Below are 23,160 nucleotides of genomic sequence, written 5' to 3' on the forward strand. Positions count from 1 at the left end.
GCTCATGGGATATGTTGGTTTATTTATCACGCTGGATTATGTAGTCCGCTAGCGCTTCCAGTGCCGAGGTATCGAGTGACTGTGCGGCCAGCAAACTTAGCGACTGGCGGGCATCCTCAATTAAATCCCGGGCTTTATTCTGGGCTTGCTCAAGACCCAGAAGTGCAGGATAGGTACTTTTGCCAAGCTGCTGGTCAGCACCCTGACGTTTACCCAATGTTGCAGTATCGCCTACCACATCCAGGATGTCATCCTGAACCTGGAAGGCCAGACCGATGCTTTCTGCGTACTTGTCGAGTATTGCCAGGCATTCTCGCCCTTTATCGCCAGCGCTTAACGCACCCAGACGCACGGCGGCGCGAATCAATGCCCCGGTTTTATGGCGGTGAATACGCTCCAGCGCATCCAATTCTACCTGATGGCCTTCAGCGTCCAGATCCAACGCTTGACCGCCGCACATACCGGCGATACCGCTGGCCTGGGCCAGTTCAGAGATCATCGCGATGCGGTCACGGTCAGAAACTTCCGGCATCGGGGCGTCGCTGATAATGGAGAACGCCAGCGTTTGTAGCGCATCTCCGGCCAGGATCGCATTAGCCTCGCCAAATTTTACGTGGCAGGTCGGCAGACCGCGGCGCAGGTCATCGTCGTCCATCGCGGGTAAGTCATCGTGCATCAGCGAATAGGCATGGATACACTCGACGGCGGCAGCGGGAGCATCAAGCGTACTCAGGCTGACGCCAAACATCTGACCGGTCGCATACACCAGAAACGGGCGCAGACGTTTACCGCCTAATAATGCGCCATATTGCATGGTTTCGACCACGGGAGTGTTCTGAAAGGGCAATGGCGCGATAAAACGGCTCAGTGCCTGGTTGGCCTGCTCAACGCAAGCCTGTAGCTGCTGCGTAAAATCCATTTACTCATTATCCGGTGTGAAAGGCGTAAGGGCGGCGTCTTCAGTATCTGACAGCAGGATTTGTACGCGCTGTTCAGCCTGCTGCAACTTGACCTGTCCCTGACGTGCTAACTGTACGCCACGTTCAAATTCGTTCAACGCTTCTTCCAGCGGCAGGTCGCCGCTTTCCAGACGGGTAACAATCTGTTCCAGGTCGCTCAGCGCTGTTTCAAAACTGGCTGGCGCTTCATTTTTCTTCGGCATAATGAATGTCTGACTCTCTGTATTGGCAGCACAAGGCTATGGTAACGGACTCGCACTGATAAGCAAATAACGCACAATGGTAAGGCGATGTGCACAGGATGACCATGATGGTGGTATACTTGCGCGCCTGGATGCAGCCGCAGGGTATGGGCTGCTGTATTTTTTTCCATTACAAGTCATTCAGACTTGCCAAAGAACCATTGCCGCCATGAAGTTTATCATTAAATTGTTCCCAGAAATCACCATCAAAAGCCAATCTGTGCGTTTGCGCTTTATAAAAATTCTGACAGGGAACATTCGTAACGTTTTAAAGCACTATGATGAAGACCTTGCCGTTGTCCGCCACTGGGATCACGTTGAGGTTCGCGCTAAAGATGAAAGCCAGCGCCTGGATATTCGCGACGCGCTGACCCGTATTCCGGGGATCCACCATATTCTCGAAGTTGAAGACGTGCCGTTTACCGATATGCACGATATTTTCGAGAAAGCGCTGGTGCAGTATCGCGATCAACTGGAAGGCAAAACCTTCTGCGTACGCGTTAAGCGTCGCGGTAAGCATGAGTTTAGCTCTATTGAGGTGGAACGCTATGTTGGCGGTGGACTGAACCAGCATATTGAATCCGCGCGCGTGAAGCTGACGAAGCCGGACGTGACGGTTAATCTTGAAATCGAAAACGACCGTCTGCTGCTGGTTAAAGGCCGCTATGAAGGTATTGGCGGTTTCCCGATCGGGACGCAAGAAGATGTACTGTCGCTGATTTCCGGTGGTTTCGACTCCGGCGTGTCCAGTTATATGCTGATGCGTCGCGGCTGCCGTGTGCACTACTGCTTCTTTAATCTCGGCGGCGCAGCGCATGAAATCGGCGTTCGTCAGGTGGCGCATTATCTGTGGAACCGCTTTGGTAGCTCGCATCGCGTGCGTTTTGTCGCGATCAACTTTGAGCCGGTGGTTGGCGAGATCCTGGAGAAAGTCGACGACGGTCAGATGGGCGTGGTCCTTAAACGTATGATGGTTCGTGCAGCGTCGAAAGTCGCTGAGCGCTACGGCGTACAGGCGCTGGTAACCGGTGAAGCGCTGGGCCAGGTGTCCAGCCAGACGCTGACCAACCTGCGCCTGATCGATAACGTTTCTGACACCCTGATCCTGCGCCCGCTTATCTCCCATGATAAGGAGCACATCATTAATCTGGCGCGTGAAATTGGTACTGAGGACTTTGCCCGTACCATGCCGGAATACTGCGGTGTGATTTCAAAAAGCCCGACGGTGAAAGCGATTAAAGCGAAGATTGAGGCCGAAGAAGAAAACTTCGATTTCTCTATCCTCGATAAAGTGGTTGAAGAAGCGAACAATATCGATATTCGTGATATCGCCCAGCAGACGCAGCAGACCGTGGTGGAAGTGGAAACCGTGAGCGGCTTCGGCCCGAACGATGTGATTCTGGATATCCGCTCTGTGGATGAACAGGATGACAAACCGCTGAAAGTTGACGGTGTGGACGTCGTTTCTCTGCCGTTCTACAAACTGAGCACCAAATTCGGCGATCTGGACCAGAGTAAAACCTGGCTGCTGTGGTGTGAACGCGGGGTGATGAGCCGTCTGCAGGCGCTGTATCTGCGCGAGCAGGGCTTTGAAAACGTGAAGGTATATCGCCCATAATTGAGGCCTGCCCCGGCTTTATGCGCCGGGGCTGCGCTAATCTTGTGGCTGAAGTGATGCGATGCTGTTGACCAGTTGGTTGGCAATTTGCGGAATGGCTTCGGCACTAAAAAAACCCATTGTTACAGCAATTGCAATGAGCTCACCTTTACTATTCTGAAGCGGACAAGCGATAGATTGCGCTCCAGGGATCCCCTGAGTTGGGTTGTAACGCACGGCGTATCCCTGCGATATTATTTGTCTAATCAACTGTTTCTGCGCCAGATTTTGCGCCTGATAATCAGAAAAGCTCATAAAAATTTGCCCAGCAGCACTGGCATGAAGTGGAACCTGCGTATTGGGCAGAAAATCGATATCGACGTTTCGAAAGCTGCGATTGTAGTGTTTGAGTATTAATCCATTTTCAGAAGCAACGACGACCCCGGTGGAGTGGTTAAAGGTATCGCGAAAAGTGACCAGCATAGTATTGAGCTCGTCAATTGCATCGCGTGCGCCGGTTTGGCCTCCAGTCAGTTGCAGTGTGGTTGCTCCCAGGCAGTAAAGCCCTTTTTCGTTTTGGCATAGCATGCCGGTGCGACAAAGTGAGATAAGATATTTATGTAAACGGCTTTTCGACAAACCACACCCAGTAGCGATATCGATTGCCCTCGCTTGACCATTCTGACTGGCGACAAATGTCAAAATGCTGACGGCTATATCAACCGAATTAATCCCTTGTGATGTTTCAGTCATATGCGTTCTCTTATTAAATACTCCTCGATTATATCATTGAGTTCAGAAAGCAGTGCTGCTTTCATAGTTCAAAAAGATCGTTACCTCTAAATGATTAGATCATGACTCACCTCAAGTTAATTATTAGTGAATTTTAGTTCACTAATGATGAACTTCATTGGGGGGAAAGATCATGGATGCTTTGAGCAATATACGTTTAAAAAGAAGAACCCTGTTAAAAGGGCTAGGTGTGGTGGGGCTGGCTTCATTAGGTCCAACCTTTCTAGGGTTGCGTCAGGTCAATGGCGCACCGCTGCCTCGGTTTCGTCTGCAGCAATCGGATTACCAGACATTTCGTTCGACCTGTGCAATGGAATGTTTGCATTGCAACCTGACGGCATATGTCTGGAAAGATCGTTTGATGAAAATTGAAGCGACAAAAGGCTTTAACGTGAAATGTTGTTTACGAGGGATTAGCCGAACGAAATGGGTGTATCACCCGCTACGACTGACGCAACCCTTGCTGCGTACGGGAGAAAAAGGTGAAGGAAAATTTAAGCCGATTTCTTGGGATGCCGCGCTTGAGCTTATTGAAAAGAAAATCAGAGAAACGATCGCTACCGATGGCAATAAAGGCCTGTTGCTAACAGCAGCTTCAGGGAATATGGACTCTATCAAAAATGATATGGGGAAGGCATTTTTTGATTATCTTGGTGGATCGACAAAACATGTTGGTTCGTTATGCTGCGCAGCCGTCACCGCTGCGATGATGCCAATGGTGGGCTTACGGTATGCTGATACCCGCGACACAATAAAGGAAAGTCGCTATATCCTTTGCTGGGGGAACAACCCGGCCGTTACGATGCATGCTTACTTCAAAGATTATTCAAATGCGCAGCGTAACGGAGCGCGAATGGTGGTAATCGATCCCCGGTTTAACGAAACCGCAGCAAAAGCGGATGAGTGGGTGCCTATTGTGCCGGGAACGGATATCGCGCTGGCACTAGGGATGATCAACATCATTATGCAGGAGAAGCGCTATGATGCGAATTTTCTGCGAAAACATACTGGCGCAGTTTATTTGGTGGATGCTAAGCAGAAACTAATGCGAGCCGATCCGCATGATGCAGACAGTTATCTGGTGTTTGATACTCTGACACAAAGCGTGAAGCGACATGATGTGCCGGGCGTTCTTCCTGCATTGCTAAATGATGAACTGCCCAACGGGAGCGATTTTACTACCGTACTGGATAACGTTTGGGCGCAGGCGAAGCCCTGGACGACACAGAAAGTTGAGCAGGAAACGGATGTGCCTGCGCAAACGGTATTACGCCTGGCGAGAGACTATGCTTCCACGCAACCTGCGATGATAGTTCAGAATATGTCTGGTGCACAGAGAACTGAGTTTGGTACTTATGTTGCTGCCAGCCAATTTTATCTGGCGCTGATAACCGGCAATATCGGTAAGCCTGGTGCAGGGGTCTGTGATGCGGGGGGGGTCAGGCAAATGGCGAAATTTTCGCCCATTATCCCCCCTGCGCCAAATGCTGCCAAAATTCCATCGATCCCCATTTCTAAAATTGGGGACTGGATCGTTAACGAAAAACCTCATCCAATAAAATTCTGGTGGAACATGACACTGGGGGCGATGACGCAGTTGCCGAATACAAATCAGGTCAGAGAAGCCTTTAAAAAAGTGCCATTTGTCGTGGTGGCGGACAATCTGATGAGTTCGTCTGCACTGCATGCCGATTTGGTGCTGCCTGTGACGACCATTTTTGAAGATGTCAGTTTAATGGCGGGGGTACGCAGCCACTATGTACAACTGATGGAGAAAGCGGTGGAACCACCGGGAGAAGCTAAACCGGATTATTGGATTTTCGCACGCTTGGCCGAGCGTTTTGGATTTGGAGACGTCTTTAATCAGCCCATTGAACATTACATTGATACTTGCCTCAAAGGGTCGGGTATCACCCGTGAGATGTTAAAAAAAGGGCCGGTATGCCCCGTTAAAGAAGACTGGATCCCCTTTAAGGATGGGCAGTTTCGTACCTCAACTGGAAAGGCGCATTTTTATATCGAGGAGTGGGCCAAAAAAGACTTCCTGCCGGTGGTAACCTGGAAACAGGTGAAAGAGTCAGTGAAAGGTTCACCTGAACTGGCAAGCCACTATCCGTTAATGGCGGTACAGCGCAAACTGGCACGTAGCGTACATTCGAGCCACGGGATGAATGAATGGATCCTCGAGGTTCAGCGTAATCGCCCGAACGTTATGATTCATCCAGAAGATGCCCATAATCGTCAGATCCAAGCCGGAGAGTGGGTTGTTGTTTTCAATCATCGTGGAGAGCATAGAGCAATTGCCGATGTTACAACGCATATAAAACGGGGAGTTGTGAGCCTGGATAACGGCTGGTGGGAGCAACAGGGGGGAAGTAGTAGCCACGTCACCAACGATCAGGTCGAGTTGTTGGGCAATGGACACTGTTGTAACAGTACGTTAGTTGACGTGAGAAGGGAGGCATAATCATGACGAAACAGTATGGATTTCTTATTGATATGCAAAACTGCTATGGCTGTAAAACCTGCAGCATGGCCTGCAAATCAGAAAATATGACGCCGCTTGGTGTGTTGTGGCGGCGGGTGCGTGAGCACAATACAGATGAACCTAATACTCAAGCCTTTATCAGCATGTCGTGTAACCATTGCGATGACCCTCAGTGCATGAAAGTGTGCCCTGCCGGGACTTATACCAAACGAGCTGACGGGATTGTTGTACAGGACCACGAACGTTGTATCGGTTGCCGGATGTGTATCATGGCCTGCCCCTGGAGTGCACCGGTTTACGATGCGGAAGAGGGGAAAACCAGTAAATGTAATTTGTGTGCGGAACGCCTGGATGAAGGTTTACAACCACGCTGTGTCGAATCTTGTCCCGCGGGGGTTTTACGATTTGGCGAGATAGAAGATCTTCGCAAAGAGCATACCACCCAATGGACGGTACTAGAGAAGCGCTACAACTTACCTGATCACAATATCAGTAAGCCCAATATTGTGATTATCGCGCCACGGGACTGAGGAGAGAGAAATGGAACACTATGAATTGCCATTAGTCTTTTTTACGGTCTTTGCTCAATGGGGGATTGGTGGTGTCCTGGCACTAACGTTGTGTCAGAATTTTGGTACGCTGAAATTCAATGCTGAAGAATATCGTCGGCTGGCGCTGTTATTTTGGGTCATCACTGTGCTGGGTTCTTTGGCATCCCTTGCACACTTGGGAACACCTACAGGCGCATACCGTGCAATGGCAGGGTTGGGAATATCTTGGCTGAGCCGGGAAGTAGTGGCATTTATAGTATTGAATGCCGTGATATTTTGCTGGTTAGCGTTATGTTGGCTCAAGCCTGGGCATCCAGGGGCGAATCTTCTGGGTGGTGTGACTGCGTTTGTTGGCCTGGTGTCAATCTTTGTGACGTCTCAGGTGTATTACCAAATGGCGCTGCACTCGCTTTGGCATACCATAGCTACGCCGCTTGGCTTCCTGGCAACGGCAGTATTGCTGGGTTTTATGAGTGTGGCGGTGGCCGGTGGCTATTGGCATAAATCCTCTTCAACGACATGCAATGCAGGGATTGTAATTGGAATCGTGTTGACGGCAGGCGGGTTGTGGTTTCGCTATCATGTGCCTGGCGCTGATGCGTCAAGTCCTCTGCTATGGTGGCAGCTATTTGCCAGTATCTGCGTTGCTGTGTGGGGAATATCGCGCCTGAACTACGGCCAACAGAGTTGGGTGTGGGTAGTATTAATGGCGACGGGGGAACTGGCGGGAAGAATGTTGTTTTATAGCAACGTTATGAGCGGAGTGCCTTGGTTTTAAATATTTTACCGGATGGTTGAAACCATCCGGTAAGCATATTTACTCGTAGTAGTTATAAATTCCCGCTGCCATAACCAGTTGTGATGCCACTTCGTAAGCTTTTTCGCGACTTACCAGGAGATCAATGATTTTTAAACCGAAATCGATAGAGGTTCCCGGTCCCTGGCTGGTTAACAGATTGACGCGCGGATCCCATACGACGCGCTTATCCTGCCACTGGTCAGTGGGAATATTGTCTTTCAGCGCCGGAAAACCGGTCATGTTACCGATGGGGAAAATATCGTGTGGGACGAGGACTGTGGCGGCAGCGGCGCAAATTGCCGCGACAATGCGCCCGGAGCGATGAAACTGTTTCACGGTTTCGACAAGCAGAGGGCTGTCGCGAAAACACTCGGCGCCTTTAATACCGCCGGGCAGCACGATAATGTCGAAATCCCCGTCAGCAACTTCCACTAATGGTGCATCCGCCAGTAGTTTTACGCCGCGTGAGCACACGATCGTCAGGCCGCCATCGCTGGCAACGCTGGCGGTCGTGACCTTAATTCCGCCGCGAACCAGCAGATCGATAGTGGTGACCGCTTCGGTCTCTTCACTACCAGGGGCGAGACATACCAGTGCTTGAGCGCTCATACTCACTTTCCTTTCTCTTAACCATTTCAAACAGGCGGGCATTTTCCGGGACGGCGATGCCGTGCGCGCGGGCGCGTTTTAACAAATAACCGGTAATGTAGTCGATCTCAGTATGGCGCAGGGCATGTATGTCTTGCAGCATTGATGAGATATTTTCCGCCGTACTGTCAATCACTTGCTCAACATAATAGCGTAAATCATCTGCTGATGTGTGGTGGCCTTCACGTTCAATGACCGCCGCCACCTCCTCGCAGATGAGCGCTATTTTTTCAGGATGATGGCGTAACTCTCCATTTGAGCAATCCCATAATGCGGTCAGCGGGTTAATGACGCAGTTGACGGCCAGCTTGCGCCACAACTCAGCGCGAATATTGTTGTGCCAGGCGACGTCCGGCAGCACCTCTTGCAGGACTTCAGCCAGATAACTGAAATCACCGTCTTGTTCACGCGCCGGACCAATCCTTGTTGTTCCCTGAGCGACATGAATGATCACGTTCCCGTCACGGCGTGCCGCGTGGGTTGTGGTGCCCATCAATAGAGGTTGCTTAATGTTATGCAACTCTTCAATCGTCCCCATACCGTTGTGAATCAGCAGAATGGGAGTGGTGTCAGGCAGAATGGCGGCCAGGCCTTTGACCGCATCAGAAACCTGCCAGGCTTTCAGAGTGACAAGCAGCAGGTCGCTTTTCGCCAAAAAATCGGGGTCGTTTGCCGTCAGGGATTCATTGAATACTGACCCATCCGTGTCGATCAGGTTAACGCTGCAATAGGGTTGCGGTACGCGTAGCCACCCCTGAACCTCATGTCCATGTTTGCACAGCGTGGTTAGCCAAAGCTGTCCTAACGCTCCACATCCCAGTACGGTAATTTTCATTCTTCCTCCTCACCTGCAACATCACCAGGTGTTAATCCATATCGACCGTACCCCATTATTGTTCGCAGGTATCAGTACCACGTACAATTAAAGGATACAGCCTAGTATAGCGCTGTCTGTTGTGTAACTTTGCAGGTATTATGCTTCGCATCAAAAATGAAGGGAGAGGAAAAGATGCCATCTTTCGATATTGTTTCTGAAGTTGATCTTCAGGAAGCCCGTAACGCGGTAGATAACGCCAGCCGTGAAGTGGAGTCACGCTTTGATTTTCGTGGCGTTGAAGCGACTTTTGAGCTGAACGAGTCGAATAAGACGATTAAGGTGCTAAGCGAGTCTGATTTCCAGGTCAATCAGCTGCTGGATATTTTACGTGCCAAGCTGCTGAAACGTGGTATTGAAGGCACTTCGTTGGACGTACCAGAAACCTTCGTGCATAGCGGTAAAACCTGGTTTGTTGAAGCGAAGCTGAAACAGGGCATTGAAAGCGCGGTGCAAAAGAAAATCGTTAAGCTGATCAAAGACAGCAAACTGAAGGTGCAGGCGCAGATTCAGGGCGAAGAAATCCGCGTGACCGGCAAGGCGCGTGACGATCTGCAATCCGTTATGGCGCTGGTTCGCGGCGGCGATCTCGGCCAGCCGTTCCAGTTTAAGAACTTCCGCGATTAAGTCGTAATGCCTGATGGCGCTACGCTTATCCGGCCTACAGGTTTCACACGCTATTTGTAGGCCGGGTCAAACGATAGTCGCCATCTGGCACTCTTCACGCCTGGCTGATGGCCTGTTCAACCTCAAATCGATTCGTCACTTTGCTGTCGATTTTCACGTAAGCCGAATGCTCTTTCGCTACAATTAACACTTCGCTTATCCCTTCTTTAGCCAGCAGACGCTGCTTAAGGGTGTCATCTGCGGCAATCTCAGGTGGGATTTCCACTCGCAGGCTACTGACATATGGCGGCTCTTTCATTGTGCTTGCCACCAACAACCAAACTGCCGCCAGAAGCGCGCCGGCCAGGAATACCGCCTGACCATCAAACATTTCGACCACCCAACCGCCGAGCGAACCGCCAATCGCCACGCCAAGAAACTGGCTGGTGGAGTAAACGCCCATCGCCGTGCCTTTATAGCCAGCCGGAGACTCTTTGCTGATAAGCGAGGGGAGGAGGGCCTCCATCAGGTTGAAGGCGAGGAAGAATATCTGAACGCCCGCAATCAGCCCCCAAAAACGCACGTTAGCGCTCCATAATACAATCTCTGCGATAAGGATCAGTAACACGCAGGCGAGGAATACGCGCTTCATCCGCCGCTTCACTTCTGCGTAGATGATGAACGGCACCACGGAAACAAAAGACAGCAGCATCGTCACCAGATAAATTTTCCAGTGCTCTGCGGCGGGGAAACCGGCTTTCGCCAGTTGGCCCGGTAAGGCGACGAAAGTGGACATCAACAAAATGTGCAAACACATGATGCCAAAGTTGAGCTTGAGCAGTTTGGGCTCCGCCAGCACCTTGCTGAAGCTGCCTTTTACCATGCCAGATTCGCGGTTCAGCACGTGGCTGGTGCTATTGGGAACGACCCAAATGGTTAGCACGATGCCGGTGGTTGCAAGAGCTGCAATCATCCAGAACAGCGCGTGTAGTCCCAGCGCATGGGTAACGATCGGTCCTAGCACCATCGCAATGGCGAAGGTGATACCAAAGCTGACGCCGATAAACGCCATCGCTTTGGTACGGTTTTGCTCACGGGTTAAGTCGGAAAGCAGCGCCATCACGGCGGCGGCAATCGCGCCAGAGCCTTGCAAAGCGCGACCGAGAATAATGCCCCAGATTGAATCGGAGAGGGCGGCAATCACGCTGCCGAGAACGAATACCGCCAGCCCGCCGACGATAAGCGGCTTACGACCGATGCGGTCTGAAAGCAGACCAAAGGGGATCTGGAAAACGGCTTGCGCCAGACCATAAATGCCAATAGCAAGGCCAATTAGCGCTTCACTGGCACCCTGTAGCGCCATACCGTACGTGGTCAGAACCGGCAGAACCATAAACATGCCAAGCATGCGCAACGAGAATACGGTCCCTAAACCCCAGGTGGCGCGCAACTCACCGGGCGTCATTTTGTAATCGTTCATTCCCACCTCTGTATTAATTTCGCGCCTAGTGTAAAGCGGGGAAGGAGTGCGGTAAACCTCTACGATATGTGGAATTGTGTAGTGGGAAAATTGAAATAATTACAATTGCGACTAATTTACTTGCGATAATTACAGGTGTAGTCTTTTTGTGGTTATTTCTAATGGAAAGAGGGAAAAGGAAAATGGCGATTCCGGGCAATATGTGGATTTATGACGATGGTGGTGCGCTGATTAAGGGCGGGTGTGATGTAGAGGGAAGAGAATACAGTATTGAATTTAAAGGCTTTCATCACAATTTGTCTATTCCCACTGATAACGGTACAGGCAAGCCAACAGGCACACGCCAACATTCACCGATGATGATCATCAAAGAGTTTGACTACTCTAGCCCGTATTTATACAAAGCTGTCGCTTCAGGTCAGAATCTTAAGTCTGCAGAGATTCGTTGGTACAAAATCAATGATGCCGGTCAGGAAGTTGAATACTTCAATATGTTTCTGGAAGGGGTGCGGATTGTCTCCGTTTCTCCCTCGATGGCTGGTCCAGAGGACATGAATAATAACCATCTTGAAACCATAGAATTACGCTACGAAAAAATCACCTGGAAGCATTGCGACGGGAACATTATCTATACCGACGCATGGAATGACCGGCAGACGGCATAATGGGGGATTGAATGGACACAACTGAAGAGGCGAATGGAACCTATTGGTATCATGGTCACAGCAATCTGTCCGCTGGCGAATTGTTCGATCTCATCTTTCTGGAACAGTTTTGTGATGAGTTAGGTATTGGTATTGAATCGGGAGCCGCTATTCTGGCTGGTCAACCCTGGTTAAAGACAAGGCAAAAACCACGAGACGCGACTAAAGGAACAAGTGTTGCCTCAAAGTACGCAAGAATTATACTGAGAGATATGCGATTACCTTTTGGCCTCAGAGTTAAAACACCAGTTGGTTTTACCATGAAGAAAACTAACAAGGTTGCTGCTGTGATTGGGCGTTATTGCCCTTGGTTAGGATGGGTGGCGTTAACCAACGCTATTTACCAGATCTCACGGCGTACACAGAATAAATACAATCTGATTGCCCGCCCAAAAGATCGCATACAGTGGACATCTTTCTAATGAGCATACAAAATGAAGTGTTGAAGCTATTCAGGAAGGAGATACCTGGATACGACGATAAAGACGGAAATGAGATCCCATTAGAATTGGACACAGATTTATTCGATGAGCCACGAGATGACCTCTCAGATGCAGTAGAAGAGTTTCAGAAAGCATTCAATGTAGATTTATCGAATGTTGACTGGACCCGCTATTTTCCTTGGGAAAACACGCCTCTTCTGACTCGGTGGTTCAAAGCTAACCGGGAAGAAGTGGAAGCAACACGCATACCGCTAACCGTAAGGATGTTTGCTGAGTCGGCTGAAGCGGGGAAATGGCTTTATGACTGAATAACATCCCTGCCAATAAAAAAGGGTGCCGGAAGCACCCTTTTCGTATCAGCAGATCGTTACCAGACGTAAGTCAGCAGGTTCTGCGAGTTTGGCACCATAAAGTCAACGGACATCATCACGGAAAGCGCGGTAATGGCGATGATGGAGAAACCGAACAGCTTGCGTGCCCAGACCCTGTCATCTTCCACTTTATAACCGCGCAGCGCCATGCCCAACCACCAGACACTCACCGCCGCAGCAACAATCAGGTATTTATAACCAGCATAGCCGCCCAGGGTTAGCATCAGCGTGGCGATAGCAAACGCCACGATGTACAGCGTGATATGGTTCTTCGCGACCGAAATACCTTTCACCACCGGCAGTACCGGGATGTTGGCTGCCTGATAATCCTTAAAGCGGAAAATCGCAATCGCGTAAGAGTGCGGCATCTGCCACAGACTGAAAATAGCCAGCAGAATCAGCGCACCGCTATCGAACTCACCGGTTACGGCGCAGTAGCCAATCACCGGCGGCGCAGCACCGGAGAGTGAGCCAATCAGCGTGCCATAAACGGAATGGCGCTTCATGTACAGGCTATAGACGCCCACATAGACCACGAAGCCCATTACCCCCAGCCAGCAGGCCAGAGGGTTCGCGCCAAACCACAGCAGCATAAAGCCAGCAATACCCAGCAGGGTGGCGTATACCAGCGAGACCGCAGGGGAAATCAGACCTTTAACCAGCACGCGGTTTTTGGTCCTCTCCATCTTCCTGTCGATATCCCTGTCGATGTAGTTGTTAAATACACAACCCGACGCCACAACCAGTGACACCCCAACCAACGTGTAGATAAACAGGGGATAATCAATGCTGCCTTTCGAGGCCAGCAGGAATCCCCCAATCACCGAGATCAGGTTGCCAAAGATGATGCCTGGTTTTGTTACTTGCAGGTATTGCTTAAACATCATAATCGCCGCTCTTAGTGCATCATCATGTTGTAGTTAAGGTTCCACATAATCCAGATGGAGCCCACAACCAGGATGGCGATGATTAGCACAGTAAAGACAAAGGCTGTCATGTTCCAACCTTCATCAGATTTGCTATTCATGTGCAGGAAGCACACCAGGTGCACCAGAATCTGTACCACTGCCATTGCCAGAATAGTTCCCAGAATGACGGCAGGAGAGGCAGAACCTGTCATGACCATCCAGAACGGAATAACCGTCAGGATTATCGACAGGATAAAACCTGTCATGTAGGTTTTTACGCTGCCATGGGATGCGCCGCCGCTCTCGTTAGAATGACTCATTACATCGCCCCCATCAGATAAACAACAGTGAACACACAGATCCACACCACATCCAGGAAGTGCCAGAACAGGCTCAGGCACATGATGCGGGTACGGTTAGTACTGGTCAGGCCGCGACGAGCAACTTGCACCATCAGCACCGCCATCCAGATAAGACCGGAGGTGACGTGCAGACCGTGCGTGCCGACCAGCGCGAAGAACGCAGACAGGAAGCCGCTGCGATCCGGACCCATACCGTTAACAATCAGGTGATGGAATTCATAGAGTTCCATCCCGATGAATCCGGCACCGAACAAGAAGGTCAACGCCAGCCAGGAGATAACCTGGCTCTTGTTGTTCTTGTACATGGCGATCGCCGCCATGCCGTAAGTAATAGAGCTGAATAACAGCAGGAATGTTTCAACCAGAACGAACGGCAGTTCAAAAATGTCCTTACCTGTTGGGCCACCTGCTGTGCCGTTCACCAGAACGGCATAGGTTGCAAACAGAATAGAGAACAGAATGCAGTCGCTCATCAGGTAGACCCAGAATCCGAAGATCTTGGTCTGGCCTGCATCGTGGTGCCCGTGTTCGTGCGCGTGGGCAGTCGCGTGCGTTAAAGTATCAGTTGCCATTTTTCAGCCCTGCCTTAGTAATCTCATCGAAATGCTGGTTTTCCAGTTTTTCGACTTCCGGGACCGGCACGTAGTAATCCACGTCTTCATCAAAGCTTTTCACAATCCAGCTAATGATCATGCCTGCGAAGCTTGCAATCGCCAGCCACCAGATATGCCAGATCATGGCGAAACCAAACAGTGTTGCGAAGGCGGTAATGACGATACCGGCACCGCTGTTTTTCGGCATATGAATTTCTTCATAGTGCGCAGGCTGCTTGTACGCTTCACCTTTTTCTTTCATTTCCCAGAAGGCATCACGCTCGTGAACGTGCGGCACAACGGCAAAGTTGTAGAACGGAGGCGGGGAAGAGGTTGCCCACTCCAGCGTACGACCACCCCATGGGTCACCGGTCAGGTCGCGGTTCTGCTCGCGGTCGCGAATAGAAACGAAGATCTGAATCAGCTGGCACAGGATACCCAATGCAATCAGCGCGGCACCGCAGGCGGCAACGACCAGCATCGGATGGAACTGCGGGTCAATCTGCTGGCTGAGGCGACGGGTCATCCCCATAAAGCCCAGCACATACAGCGGCATAAACGCCACGAAGAAGCCGATGATCCAGAACCAGAATGCGCGTTTACCCCAGGTTTCGTTCAGCGTGAAGCCAAACGCTTTTGGCCACCAGTAGGTCATACCTGCGAAGCATCCAAATACGACGCCGCCGATGATAACGTTATGGAAGTGCGCAATCAGGAACAGACTGTTGTGCAGCACGAAGTCCGCACCCGGAACCGCCAGCAGTACGCCGGTCATGCCGCCGACTGAGAAGGTAACGATAAAGCCAATCGTCCACAGCATCGCTGAGTGGAATACGATACGACCCTGGTACATGGTGAACAGCCAGTTGAAGATCTTCACCCCGGTCGGGATGGCGATAATCATGGTGGTAATACCGAAGAAGGCGTTAACGTTAGCGCCTGCACCCATGGTGAAGAAGTGGTGCAGCCAAACAACGAACGACAGAACGGTGATACAGACGGTTGCCCACACCAGTGAGGTGTAACCAAACAGACGTTTACGTGAGAAGGTTGCAGCGATTTCGGAGAACACACCGAAGACCGGCAGAACCAGAATGTACACTTCCGGATGGCCCCAGGCCCAAATCAGGTTGATGTACATCATCATGTTGCCGCCCATATCGTTGGTAAAGAAATGGGTGCCCAGATAGCGATCCAGGGTCAGCAACGCGACGGTAACCGTCAGGATTGGGAAAGACGCGATAATCAGGATGTTCGCACACAGCGATGCCCAGCTAAATACCGGCATCTTGAACATGGTCATTCCTGGCGCACGCATCTTAATGATGGTCACAAAGAAGTTGATCCCGGTTAGGGTTGTACCAATACCGGACAACTGGACTGCCCATATCCAATAATCGACCCCGACGCTTGGACTGTACTCTATTCCCGAGAGTGGCGGGTACGCCAGCCAACCGGTCTGTGCGAATTCACCCACGCCCAGAGACAGGTTAACCAGGATTACGCCGACAACGGTGAACCAGAAGCTCAGGTTGTTCAGGAACGGGAATGCAACGTCACGTGCGCCGATCTGCAGCGGAACCACCAGGTTCATCAGACCGATAACAAATGGCATTGCCACGAAGAAGATCATAATCACGCCGTGAGCCGTGAAGATCTGGTCGTAGTGGTGAGGTGGCAGGAAGCCTGCTTCACCTGCAGAAGCCAGCGCTTGCTGACTACGCATCATGATGGCGTCGGCAAAGCCACGAATCAACATGACGATTGCGACAATGACATACATGATGCCAAGGCGTTTGTGGTCAACCGAAGTTAGCCACTCTTTCCACAGGTAGGTCCACTTACCGAAGTAAGTGATTAGGCCCAGTAAGGCCGCACCACCGATGATAATGGCAGCGATCGTAACCATGACAATTGGTTCATGGAACGGCACTGCATCCAGCGTCAATTTTCCGAACATCGTATTCTTCCTCGGCCCCTTAGTGAGCGGATTCCGCGTGGCTCATGTCCATGCCTTCCATTCCTTCGTGTGCGCTGTGCTCACCTTCGGGTTGGGTCATGTCCATGCTCTTACCGTGAGCCATAAATTTGTTAATAACGTCTTTAAACAAATCAGGTTTCACGTTGGAGAAGTATTCCACCTGGTTGTATTCGCTTGGCACAGCCACTTTTTCGAACGCAGCCATGTCGCTCATGGTGTTCGTGGACTGTTTAGCTTTAGCAACCCATTGGTCGAATTCGGCGCGGTCCTTTGTTGCGATAGCCTTGAACTTCATACCGGAGAAGCCTGGTCCGCTATAGCTTGCGGAGATACCATCATAAGTACCGACTTCGTTGGCGATCAGATGCAGTCGAGTCTGCATACCGGCCATGGCATAAATCTGGCTACCCAGACGCGGGATAAAGAAGGAGTTCATCACGGAGTTGGACGTCACTTTGAACTCAACCGGAGTATTCGCCGGGAAGGCGATTTCATTCACGGTAGCGATACCTTGTTCCGGATAGATGAAGAACCATTTCCAGTCCATGGAAACCACTTCAATGGTAATGGGCTTCTCGTCATGCGCCAGCGGTTTGCTTGGCTCAAGAGCGTGAGTAGTTTTCCAGGTCAGTACTGCAAGGAAAATGATGATTAAGATCGGCACCGTCCAGACCACAGCTTCCACTTTATTGGAGTGTGACCAGTTCGGGCTGTACTTCGCATCTTTATTGCTTGCACGATACTTCCAGGCGAAACCAACAGCCATCAAGATGGCAGGAATAACGACAATCAACATCAGGCCAAATGCCGTCAGTATCAGTGAACGTTGTTCCAGTCCAATCTGTCCTTTAGGGTCAAGCAGCGCAGAATTACAGCCACTGAGTAATGCAGTGCCTGCAATTAATGACAACCATCCCAAACTTTTATTGTATTTCCTGAGTCTCATTTAACGACCTCAATTCCACGGGACCGGGTGGCGTTTAAAGTGTGAGGGCATTTTACGGGAAGGTTACATTACTGTAAACATCCTTGGATCTGTGTTACTGGGTTCTGCCGGGCATGTCACATATGTTGCAATATATGTCGTTTTGACTTTAAGAACCTGTTGCAACATCACGTTATAACGAAAGCGGGCAAGCGGGAGACGTGCTGAGGGCAATTGGTATAACCAATACGAAAATAAAACAATTGTTTAACAATTGATTATCAATAAAAAGACAATTGAAGAACAAAAAATAAATCTGTAGTGGCTGAATCGAGTAAGGGAAATAGTATATATAAAAGGCGTCAATAATTTCCAAATTCTTTGGCGCACAAAATAACAAATAATATTTTTAGTAATTGTTGTTTATTTAGCCGTTATAATTACGCAGGGTGATTACAACGGCGATATTAATGTGGATTTTTACGCCAGGCGGGTTTTGCGCAGTGCCAGATAATCCAGCAATCCACCAAAAACGACCCCGCAGACCGCGACCACTACCGAGATTTCCAGCAGTTCCGGCAGGAAGGAGAAGTGGGTGTAATCCAGCGCGTTCATGGTTAACAGCAGCAGCCAAACCACCAGCAGACAGCAGCCCGCAACCAACGTCATTAATGCCAGGCTGTACGCGCCACGAAATTCCGTGCGCGGAATAAAGCTCTCATTTTGCCAGCTATGTTCCAGAGTCTGACGACAAACCAGCAGCAGTATGAGGCCGGGGATAGCGGCAAACACAGAGAACAAATAAAACGTTGACCACCCGTGCGCTTCAACAAACCAACCTGCTACCGGGCCAACGTAAACGCGACCAACGGCGGAAAGCGCGGAGAGCAGAGCGAACTGGGTCGCTGAGAAGGACTTATTGCACAGCGTCATTAATAAGGCGACAAACGCTGCCGTACCCATGCCACCACACAGGTTTTCAAAGAAGACGGCGGCGGCCATACTAAACATGTGTTTGTCAGTGATGGACAATAACCAGTAGCCCGCATTCGACGCCCCCTGCAGGATGCCGAAAATCAGCAATGCGCGAAACAGCGAGAGGCGTTGCATCAGGATCCCGCCGTACAGCGCGCCAACGATGGTTGCCAGTAGTCCGAGCGTTTTATTCACCACGCCAACTTCACCCGCATCAAATCCGACGCCGCGGATTAAAAAGGTTGTAGTCAGGCTCATGGCAAAGGCATCCCCGAGCTTATACAGAACGATAAGCAGCAGAATTAGCCAGGCGTTGTTACGACCAAAGAAGTCGCGCAGCGGGGCCACAACCGCTTGCTCCAGCGTTTTGGGCACCGGAATGGCATCAGTCGGTTCGGGCGCTAGCAGGGTAGCGATGATGCAAGGTATCAGCAGCGCCGCCATCAGCCAGTACATTCCTTGCCAGCCCAGCCAGCGGTCGGCCATCCACAGAGCCAGCCCACCGGAAACCAGCATCCCTAAACGATAGCCCAGCACGCTGATAGCCGCGCCGGTGCCGCGTTCTTCGGCGGGTAGCACGTCGGTTTTCCATGCGTCAAAGACGATATCCTGCGATGCCGAGCAAAACGCGATCACCACCGCAAGCGCGGCCATCCAGCGTAGCTGCGTGCCAGGCTCCAGAAAGCCCATCGCGGCGATAGAAATCAGTAACAGCACCTGAGTTGCCAGCAGCCAACCACGGCGCCGACCTAAAAACGGCGGCGTGTAGCGGTCCATTAGCGGAGACCAGAGGAACTTAAACACGTAGGCCTGGCCGACCAGAGAAAAGAAACCGATGGTTTTAAGATCGATATTCTCGACCGTCATCCATGCCTGAAGCGTACCCGAGGTCAGTGCGAGTGGTAAACCGGAGGCGAATCCCAGTATGAGCAGGATAGCTGAACGTGGTTGCTGAAAAATACGTAAGTAATGACTGGACATGGGCTTCTATAGGCCCGACGAACGCCGGGCCATATGGGCAGAAATTAACGAGCGTTCTGCTTGATGAAATCGTGAACGCTGGTGTCCTGAGACATATCAGCGATGGTATCGGTCAGCACGCTGTTAACGGCGTCAGCGATATTTTTGTTAGAGGCCTGCAGTGCGCCTTCAACAGAATAGCTTGCGCGGTAGTTTTTGGTCATCTTGTTGCCGTTAGCAGCGGTCGCAATGATGGCGATGTCTGCCTTGGTGGCGATGTTATAGCGCACGCTACCCTGGGACACGTCTGCATACAGCTGGCTAACAATGATTTGCAGGTTAACAGCACCGTTTGGCCCAATCATATAACCGCGTGCGGTCATCTGTTTTTCCAGTACTTCTTGCAGCAGGAAGCGCAGATCGCGGGACGCGGTCAGGGTAACAAGCTGGTTGTCACGGGTAACTTTTGCCAGCGCCTGATCCTGACGCTGGTCGGCACCGTTGATGCTAACGGTCACTCCCATCAGGCTCGGGTCCTGCTGTGGCAGGGTAATTTTCGGGGAAACTTCAATAGTGGTCGGCGGCGTTGCGCATCCAGCTAACATAAACAGCGCGACAAACGGGACGAGGATTTTTTTAAACATGCCAGGGCTCTCAGCGAATCTAAATTGTATGGTTGGAGAAAATTCCCGCCATCATAACATCGCCAACGATGAGGGGAAGTGGGTAACGCATGTAAATTCATTGTGTTGTCAGTTTTATGTCTTTGTGGAGACCATAAACGGACTTTTTGCAATAAATCGAAGTGAGGATTTAGTGAACTTCATCCATTTGGCTGAGAAAATCAGACAAACGCTAATTTTTTGTTGCTAAGGTGTAATGAAAGCGGTAAAAGCGGCTAGTATTTAAAGGGATGGGTGACATCTCAGCGTTGTCGGAGGAAAAACTTCATGATGATTCGTGAGCAAATAGAAGAAAAATTAAGGGCAGCGTTCCAACCCGTGTTCCTCGAAGTTGTGGATGAAAGCTATCGTCACAATGTCCCGGCAGGTTCTGAAAGCCACTTTAAGGTTGTGCTGGTTAGCGATCGCTTTACAGGTGAGCGTTTTCTGAATCGTCATCGGATGATTTACAGCACCTTAACGGTGGAGCTTTCCACAACCGTTCATGCACTTGCCCTGCATACCTACACCATTAAGGAGTGGGAAGCGTTGCAGGATACGATTTTTGCATCGCCTCCGTGTCGTGGGGCGGGAAGCATCGCGTAAAAACGGATTTGCAACAACCGACGCTTTTCCAGTATGTTGCTACAGATTATGTGAAAACGGCCTGCGGGCCGTTTTGTTTTGTCTGAATTCTGGGGCAGTCGTACAGTATTCAGACAAAAATTAGCCGGGAATTGTGAAAAAAGCCGCAGCAACGCGCGATAACCGTTCTCGACTCATAAAAGTGATGCCGCTATAATGCGCGTCTTATTTTTCGGAATGTCTTCGGGATGATTCTGACGACAGGGAATGTGATTGCTTATGAGAACATCCCAGTTCCGCGAAGCCAACAACCTGTGCTTGCGGAGAAGAGTTGACCGAGCACTGTGATTTTTTGAGGTAACAAGATGCAAGTTTCAGTTGAAACCACTCAAGGCCTTGGCCGCCGTGTAACGATTACTATCGCTGCTGACAGCATCGAGACCGCTGTGAAAAGCGAGCTGGTCAACGTAGCGAAGAAAGTGCGTATTGACGGTTTCCGCAAAGGAAAAGTACCGATGAATGTTGTTGCTCAGCGTTATGGCGCGTCTGTTCGCCAGGACGTTCTGGGCGACCTGATGAGCCGCAACTTCGTTGACGCGATCATCAAAGAAAAAATCAATCCGGCTGGCGCACCGAACTACGTTCCGGGCGAATACAAACTGGGTGAAGATTTTACTTACGCGGTAGAGTTCGAAGTTTACCCGGAAGTTGAGCTGACTGGCCTGGAAGCAATCGAAGTTGAAAAACCGGTTGTTGAAGTCACCGACGCTGACGTTGACGTGATGCTGGACACCCTGCGTAAGCAGCAGGCTACCTGGAAAGACAAAGACGGCGCTGCTGATGCAGAAGACCGTGTAACCATCGACTTCACCGGCTCTGTAGACGGCGAAGAGTTCGAAGGCGGCAAAGCGTCTGACTTCGTACTGGCGATGGGCCAGGGTCGTATGATCCCAGGCTTTGAAGAAGGTGTTAAAGGCCACAAAGCTGGCGAAGAGTTCACTATCGATGTGACCTTCCCGGAAGAGTACCACGCTGAAAACCTGAAAGGTAAAGCCGCTAAGTTCGTTATCAACCTGAAGAAAGTTGAAGAGCGCGAACTGCCGGAACTGACTGAAGAATTCATCAAACGTTTCGGCGTTGAAGATGGTTCCGTAGCGGGTCTGCGCGCTGAAGTACGTAAAAACATGGAACGTGAGCTGAAAGGCGCTGTGCGTAACCGCGTTAAGTCTCAGGCGATCGAAGGTCTGGTAAAAGCTAACGACATCGACGTTCCGGCTGCTCTGATCGACAGCGAAATCGACGTTCTGCGTCGTCAGGCTGCACAGCGTTTTGGCGGCAACGAAAAACAAGCTCTGGAACTGCCGCGTGAACTGTTCGAAGAACAGGCTAAGCGTCGCGTAGTTGTAGGTCTGCTGCTGGGCGAAGTGATTCGTACCAACGAGCTGAAAGCTGACGAAGATCGCGTTAAAGGCCTGATCGAAGAGATGGCTTCTGCTTACGAAGATCCGAAAGAAGTTGTTGAGTTCTACAGCAAAAATAAAGAGCTGATGGACAACATGCGTAACGTCGCTCTGGAAGAGCAGGCTGTTGAAGCTGTTCTGGCGAAAGCGAAAGTGACTGAAAAAGCCACTTCCTTCAACGAGCTGATGAACCAGCAGGCGTAATTCGTCGCTTATTTAGCACGAATTTCGTACGCAAGCCCGTCACCTTTTGGTGGCGGGTTTTTTTTTGTCACGGATTTTGCATGGGAAGAGTGCGAAAACAGCGTTTCAGTGTTAGCGTTACAACAAAAGATTGTTATGCTTGAATTATGGCGATGTCGTACCCATTACAGAGGGACTAGCTGATAATCCGTCCATAAGGTTACAATCAGCACAGCAGGTTTTTTCAAATTTTATCCAGGAGACGGAAATGTCATACAGCGGCGAACGAGATAACTTTGCACCCCATATGGCGCTGGTGCCGATGGTCATTGAACAGACCTCACGTGGTGAGCGCTCTTTTGATATCTATTCTCGTCTACTTAAGGAACGCGTCATTTTTCTGACCGGCCAGGTCGAAGACCATATGGCTAACCTGATCGTGGCGCAGATGCTGTTCCTGGAAGCAGAAAACCCAGAAAAAGATATCTACCTGTACATCAACTCCCCTGGTGGAGTGATCACTGCCGGGATGTCTATCTATGACACCATGCAGTTTATTAAGCCGGACGTCAGCACCATTTGTATGGGCCAGGCGGCCTCAATGGGCGCGTTCCTGCTGACTGCCGGGGCGAAAGGTAAACGTTTTTGCCTGCCTAACTCTCGCGTCATGATCCACCAGCCTCTGGGCGGTTACCAGGGCCAGGCAACGGATATTGAAATTCATGCCCGTGAAATCCTGAAGGTAAAAGGGCGCATGAACGAACTTATGGCGCATCATACGGGTCAATCTCTTGAGCAGATTGAACGTGATACCGAGCGCGATCGCTTCCTCTCCGCTTCTGAAGCGGTAGAGTACGGTCTGGTCGACTCGATTTTGACCCATCGTAATTAATGCCCAGCGCGCAGGTGTACCGCTATAATTACCTGGAGCGGCACAACGCTGACTAGCGTCTTGCGCCTGAGAATGGCATTTGCGTCGTCGTGTGCGGCACAAAGAACAAAGAAGAGGTTT

General features: G+C 50.6%; 24 protein-coding genes. 11 read left to right on the plus strand and 13 right to left on the minus strand.

Annotated features, from left to right (window positions below):
- Positions 1-19: 19 nt before the first annotated feature.
- Entirely contained in the window at positions 20-919 is a 900-nt protein-coding gene (ispA, locus tag BZK42_RS07285) for a (2E,6E)-farnesyl diphosphate synthase (RefSeq protein WP_016152039.1), read from the minus strand.
- On the minus strand, positions 920-1,162 hold the full coding sequence (gene xseB, locus BZK42_RS07290) for an exodeoxyribonuclease VII small subunit (RefSeq protein WP_016152040.1): 243 nt from the start codon (positions 1,160-1,162) through the stop codon (positions 920-922).
- Between the two features lie 208 nt (positions 1,163-1,370).
- Here xseB and thiI point away from each other — a divergent pair, with 208 nt between their 5' ends.
- On the plus strand, positions 1,371-2,819 hold the full coding sequence (thiI, locus tag BZK42_RS07295; RefSeq protein ID WP_005125147.1) for a tRNA uracil 4-sulfurtransferase ThiI: 1,449 nt from the start codon (positions 1,371-1,373) through the stop codon (positions 2,817-2,819).
- Between the two features lie 36 nt (positions 2,820-2,855).
- Here thiI and BZK42_RS07300 read toward each other — a convergent pair whose 3' ends face one another.
- The gene (locus tag BZK42_RS07300) at positions 2,856-3,551 is read right to left on the minus strand and encodes a helix-turn-helix domain-containing protein (protein WP_080858950.1); all 696 of its coding nucleotides are present in this window, start codon (positions 3,549-3,551) and stop codon (positions 2,856-2,858) included.
- Between the two features lie 172 nt (positions 3,552-3,723).
- Between BZK42_RS07300 and BZK42_RS07305 the strand changes: the two genes are divergently transcribed.
- Genes BZK42_RS07305 through BZK42_RS07315 form a run of 3 tightly spaced genes read left to right on the plus strand, consistent with a single transcriptional unit; the run spans position 3,724 to position 7,407 of the window.
- Positions 3,724-6,057: a molybdopterin-containing oxidoreductase family protein gene (locus BZK42_RS07305; RefSeq protein ID WP_080858951.1), complete on the plus strand. Its 2,334-nt coding sequence runs from the start codon at positions 3,724-3,726 to the stop codon at positions 6,055-6,057.
- Positions 6,058-6,059: 2 nt separating this feature from the next.
- Positions 6,060-6,608 carry a 4Fe-4S dicluster domain-containing protein gene (locus BZK42_RS07310; RefSeq protein ID WP_165499997.1) on the plus strand — a complete coding sequence of 183 codons (549 nt, stop codon included), beginning with the start codon at positions 6,060-6,062 and terminating at the stop codon, positions 6,606-6,608.
- 10 nt (positions 6,609-6,618) lie between these two features.
- Positions 6,619-7,407: a dimethyl sulfoxide reductase anchor subunit family protein gene (locus tag BZK42_RS07315; protein ID WP_080858952.1), complete on the plus strand. Its 789-nt coding sequence runs from the start codon at positions 6,619-6,621 to the stop codon at positions 7,405-7,407.
- A gap of 39 nt (positions 7,408-7,446) precedes the next feature.
- Here the strand turns inward: BZK42_RS07315 and yajL are convergent, their stop codons facing one another.
- Both yajL and panE read right to left on the minus strand, forming a co-directional pair.
- Positions 7,447-8,037: a protein deglycase YajL gene (gene yajL, locus BZK42_RS07320; RefSeq protein WP_016152043.1), complete on the minus strand. Its 591-nt coding sequence runs from the start codon at positions 8,035-8,037 to the stop codon at positions 7,447-7,449.
- The gene (panE, locus tag BZK42_RS07325) at positions 8,000-8,911 is read right to left on the minus strand and encodes a 2-dehydropantoate 2-reductase (RefSeq protein ID WP_016155860.1); all 912 of its coding nucleotides are present in this window, start codon (positions 8,909-8,911) and stop codon (positions 8,000-8,002) included. The genes yajL and panE overlap by 38 nt, the downstream gene beginning before the upstream one ends.
- 174 nt (positions 8,912-9,085) lie before the next feature.
- Here panE and BZK42_RS07330 point away from each other — a divergent pair, with 174 nt between their 5' ends.
- On the plus strand, positions 9,086-9,577 hold the full coding sequence (locus BZK42_RS07330; RefSeq protein WP_003831002.1) for a YajQ family cyclic di-GMP-binding protein: 492 nt from the start codon (positions 9,086-9,088) through the stop codon (positions 9,575-9,577).
- Positions 9,578-9,671: 94 nt separating this feature from the next.
- Here BZK42_RS07330 and BZK42_RS07335 read toward each other — a convergent pair whose 3' ends face one another.
- Positions 9,672-11,036 (minus strand): MFS transporter, encoded by a 1,365-nt coding sequence (locus BZK42_RS07335; RefSeq protein WP_016152045.1) that lies wholly within the window; start codon positions 11,034-11,036, stop codon positions 9,672-9,674.
- A 182-nt stretch (positions 11,037-11,218) separates the two neighbouring features.
- On the opposite strand from BZK42_RS07335, the gene BZK42_RS07340 reads away from it, so the two are divergent.
- From BZK42_RS07340 to BZK42_RS07350, 3 genes are read left to right on the plus strand one after another with little or no spacing between them, the layout of a single operon-like run.
- On the plus strand, positions 11,219-11,701 hold the full coding sequence (locus BZK42_RS07340; protein ID WP_046276105.1) for an Hcp family type VI secretion system effector: 483 nt from the start codon (positions 11,219-11,221) through the stop codon (positions 11,699-11,701).
- Positions 11,702-11,712: 11 nt separating this feature from the next.
- On the plus strand, positions 11,713-12,162 hold the full coding sequence (locus BZK42_RS07345) for an STM2901 family protein (protein ID WP_049042295.1): 450 nt from the start codon (positions 11,713-11,715) through the stop codon (positions 12,160-12,162).
- Positions 12,147-12,491, plus strand: coding sequence for a DUF1493 family protein (locus tag BZK42_RS07350; RefSeq protein WP_046276090.1), 345 nt, complete (start codon positions 12,147-12,149; stop codon positions 12,489-12,491). The genes BZK42_RS07345 and BZK42_RS07350 overlap by 16 nt, the downstream gene beginning before the upstream one ends.
- 59 nt (positions 12,492-12,550) lie before the next feature.
- Here the strand turns inward: BZK42_RS07350 and cyoE are convergent, their stop codons facing one another.
- From cyoE to BZK42_RS07385, 7 genes are all read right to left on the minus strand, one after another.
- Positions 12,551-13,441 carry a heme o synthase gene (cyoE, locus tag BZK42_RS07355; RefSeq protein WP_003831005.1) on the minus strand — a complete coding sequence of 297 codons (891 nt, stop codon included), beginning with the start codon at positions 13,439-13,441 and terminating at the stop codon, positions 12,551-12,553.
- Positions 13,442-13,452: 11 nt separating this feature from the next.
- A complete protein-coding gene (locus BZK42_RS07360; protein WP_003831006.1) occupies positions 13,453-13,782 on the minus strand; it encodes a cytochrome o ubiquinol oxidase subunit IV in 330 nt (109 codons plus the stop codon).
- On the minus strand, positions 13,782-14,396 hold the full coding sequence (locus BZK42_RS07365; protein WP_003831007.1) for a cytochrome o ubiquinol oxidase subunit III: 615 nt from the start codon (positions 14,394-14,396) through the stop codon (positions 13,782-13,784). The genes BZK42_RS07360 and BZK42_RS07365 overlap by 1 nt, the downstream gene beginning before the upstream one ends.
- Complete coding sequence (cyoB, locus tag BZK42_RS07370; RefSeq protein ID WP_003831008.1) at positions 14,386-16,377, minus strand: cytochrome o ubiquinol oxidase subunit I; 1,992 nt, start codon at positions 16,375-16,377, stop codon at positions 14,386-14,388. Before cyoB ends, BZK42_RS07365 begins: the two co-directional genes overlap by 11 nt.
- A 19-nt stretch (positions 16,378-16,396) precedes the next feature.
- On the minus strand, positions 16,397-17,344 hold the full coding sequence (gene cyoA, locus BZK42_RS07375; RefSeq protein ID WP_003847580.1) for a cytochrome o ubiquinol oxidase subunit II: 948 nt from the start codon (positions 17,342-17,344) through the stop codon (positions 16,397-16,399).
- A 459-nt stretch (positions 17,345-17,803) separates the two neighbouring features.
- Positions 17,804-19,279: a muropeptide MFS transporter AmpG gene (ampG, locus tag BZK42_RS07380; protein ID WP_046276089.1), complete on the minus strand. Its 1,476-nt coding sequence runs from the start codon at positions 19,277-19,279 to the stop codon at positions 17,804-17,806.
- Positions 19,280-19,323: 44 nt separating this feature from the next.
- Complete coding sequence (locus tag BZK42_RS07385; RefSeq protein WP_016152050.1) at positions 19,324-19,902, minus strand: lipoprotein; 579 nt, start codon at positions 19,900-19,902, stop codon at positions 19,324-19,326.
- Positions 19,903-20,208: 306 nt separating this feature from the next.
- Here BZK42_RS07385 and bolA point away from each other — a divergent pair, with 306 nt between their 5' ends.
- From bolA to clpP, 3 genes are all read left to right on the plus strand, one after another.
- Positions 20,209-20,526 (plus strand): transcriptional regulator BolA, encoded by a 318-nt coding sequence (gene bolA, locus BZK42_RS07390; RefSeq protein WP_016152051.1) that lies wholly within the window; start codon positions 20,209-20,211, stop codon positions 20,524-20,526.
- A 344-nt stretch (positions 20,527-20,870) separates the two neighbouring features.
- Complete coding sequence (tig, locus tag BZK42_RS07400) at positions 20,871-22,169, plus strand: trigger factor (RefSeq protein WP_003021622.1); 1,299 nt, start codon at positions 20,871-20,873, stop codon at positions 22,167-22,169.
- 247 nt (positions 22,170-22,416) lie between these two features.
- Positions 22,417-23,040: an ATP-dependent Clp endopeptidase proteolytic subunit ClpP gene (gene clpP / locus BZK42_RS07405; RefSeq protein WP_003021624.1), complete on the plus strand. Its 624-nt coding sequence runs from the start codon at positions 22,417-22,419 to the stop codon at positions 23,038-23,040.
- The last annotated feature ends 120 nt before the right edge of the window (positions 23,041-23,160 follow it).

The sequence above is a fragment of the Citrobacter braakii genome (assembly GCF_002075345.1).
Taxonomy (GTDB): domain Bacteria; phylum Pseudomonadota; class Gammaproteobacteria; order Enterobacterales; family Enterobacteriaceae; genus Citrobacter; species Citrobacter braakii.

What these genes read in the sequence shown, in the direction of transcription:
- clpP (WP_003021624.1), top strand. Translation starts at nt 22,417, where the DNA reads ATGTCATACAGCGGCGAACGAGATAACTTTGCACCCCATATGGCGCTG.
- yajL (WP_016152043.1), bottom strand. Translation starts at nt 8,037, where the DNA reads ATGAGCGCTCAAGCACTGGTATGTCTCGCCCCTGGTAGTGAAGAGACC.
- BZK42_RS07340 (WP_046276105.1), top strand. Translation starts at nt 11,219, where the DNA reads ATGGCGATTCCGGGCAATATGTGGATTTATGACGATGGTGGTGCGCTG.
- BZK42_RS07305 (WP_080858951.1), top strand. Translation starts at nt 3,724, where the DNA reads ATGGATGCTTTGAGCAATATACGTTTAAAAAGAAGAACCCTGTTAAAA.
- BZK42_RS07345 (WP_049042295.1), top strand. Translation starts at nt 11,713, where the DNA reads ATGGACACAACTGAAGAGGCGAATGGAACCTATTGGTATCATGGTCAC.
- BZK42_RS07335 (WP_016152045.1), bottom strand. Translation starts at nt 11,036, where the DNA reads ATGAACGATTACAAAATGACGCCCGGTGAGTTGCGCGCCACCTGGGGT.
- cyoA (WP_003847580.1), bottom strand. Translation starts at nt 17,344, where the DNA reads ATGAGACTCAGGAAATACAATAAAAGTTTGGGATGGTTGTCATTAATT.
- ampG (WP_046276089.1), bottom strand. Translation starts at nt 19,279, where the DNA reads ATGTCCAGTCATTACTTACGTATTTTTCAGCAACCACGTTCAGCTATC.
- panE (WP_016155860.1), bottom strand. Translation starts at nt 8,911, where the DNA reads ATGAAAATTACCGTACTGGGATGTGGAGCGTTAGGACAGCTTTGGCTA.
- BZK42_RS07315 (WP_080858952.1), top strand. Translation starts at nt 6,619, where the DNA reads ATGGAACACTATGAATTGCCATTAGTCTTTTTTACGGTCTTTGCTCAA.
- thiI (WP_005125147.1), top strand. Translation starts at nt 1,371, where the DNA reads ATGAAGTTTATCATTAAATTGTTCCCAGAAATCACCATCAAAAGCCAA.
- xseB (WP_016152040.1), bottom strand. Translation starts at nt 1,162, where the DNA reads ATGCCGAAGAAAAATGAAGCGCCAGCCAGTTTTGAAACAGCGCTGAGC.
- BZK42_RS07310 (WP_165499997.1), top strand. Translation starts at nt 6,060, where the DNA reads ATGACGAAACAGTATGGATTTCTTATTGATATGCAAAACTGCTATGGC.
- cyoE (WP_003831005.1), bottom strand. Translation starts at nt 13,441, where the DNA reads ATGATGTTTAAGCAATACCTGCAAGTAACAAAACCAGGCATCATCTTT.
- BZK42_RS07385 (WP_016152050.1), bottom strand. Translation starts at nt 19,902, where the DNA reads ATGTTTAAAAAAATCCTCGTCCCGTTTGTCGCGCTGTTTATGTTAGCT.
- tig (WP_003021622.1), top strand. Translation starts at nt 20,871, where the DNA reads ATGCAAGTTTCAGTTGAAACCACTCAAGGCCTTGGCCGCCGTGTAACG.
- ispA (WP_016152039.1), bottom strand. Translation starts at nt 919, where the DNA reads ATGGATTTTACGCAGCAGCTACAGGCTTGCGTTGAGCAGGCCAACCAG.
- bolA (WP_016152051.1), top strand. Translation starts at nt 20,209, where the DNA reads ATGATGATTCGTGAGCAAATAGAAGAAAAATTAAGGGCAGCGTTCCAA.
- BZK42_RS07330 (WP_003831002.1), top strand. Translation starts at nt 9,086, where the DNA reads ATGCCATCTTTCGATATTGTTTCTGAAGTTGATCTTCAGGAAGCCCGT.
- cyoB (WP_003831008.1), bottom strand. Translation starts at nt 16,377, where the DNA reads ATGTTCGGAAAATTGACGCTGGATGCAGTGCCGTTCCATGAACCAATT.
- BZK42_RS07300 (WP_080858950.1), bottom strand. Translation starts at nt 3,551, where the DNA reads ATGACTGAAACATCACAAGGGATTAATTCGGTTGATATAGCCGTCAGC.
- BZK42_RS07360 (WP_003831006.1), bottom strand. Translation starts at nt 13,782, where the DNA reads ATGAGTCATTCTAACGAGAGCGGCGGCGCATCCCATGGCAGCGTAAAA.
- BZK42_RS07365 (WP_003831007.1), bottom strand. Translation starts at nt 14,396, where the DNA reads ATGGCAACTGATACTTTAACGCACGCGACTGCCCACGCGCACGAACAC.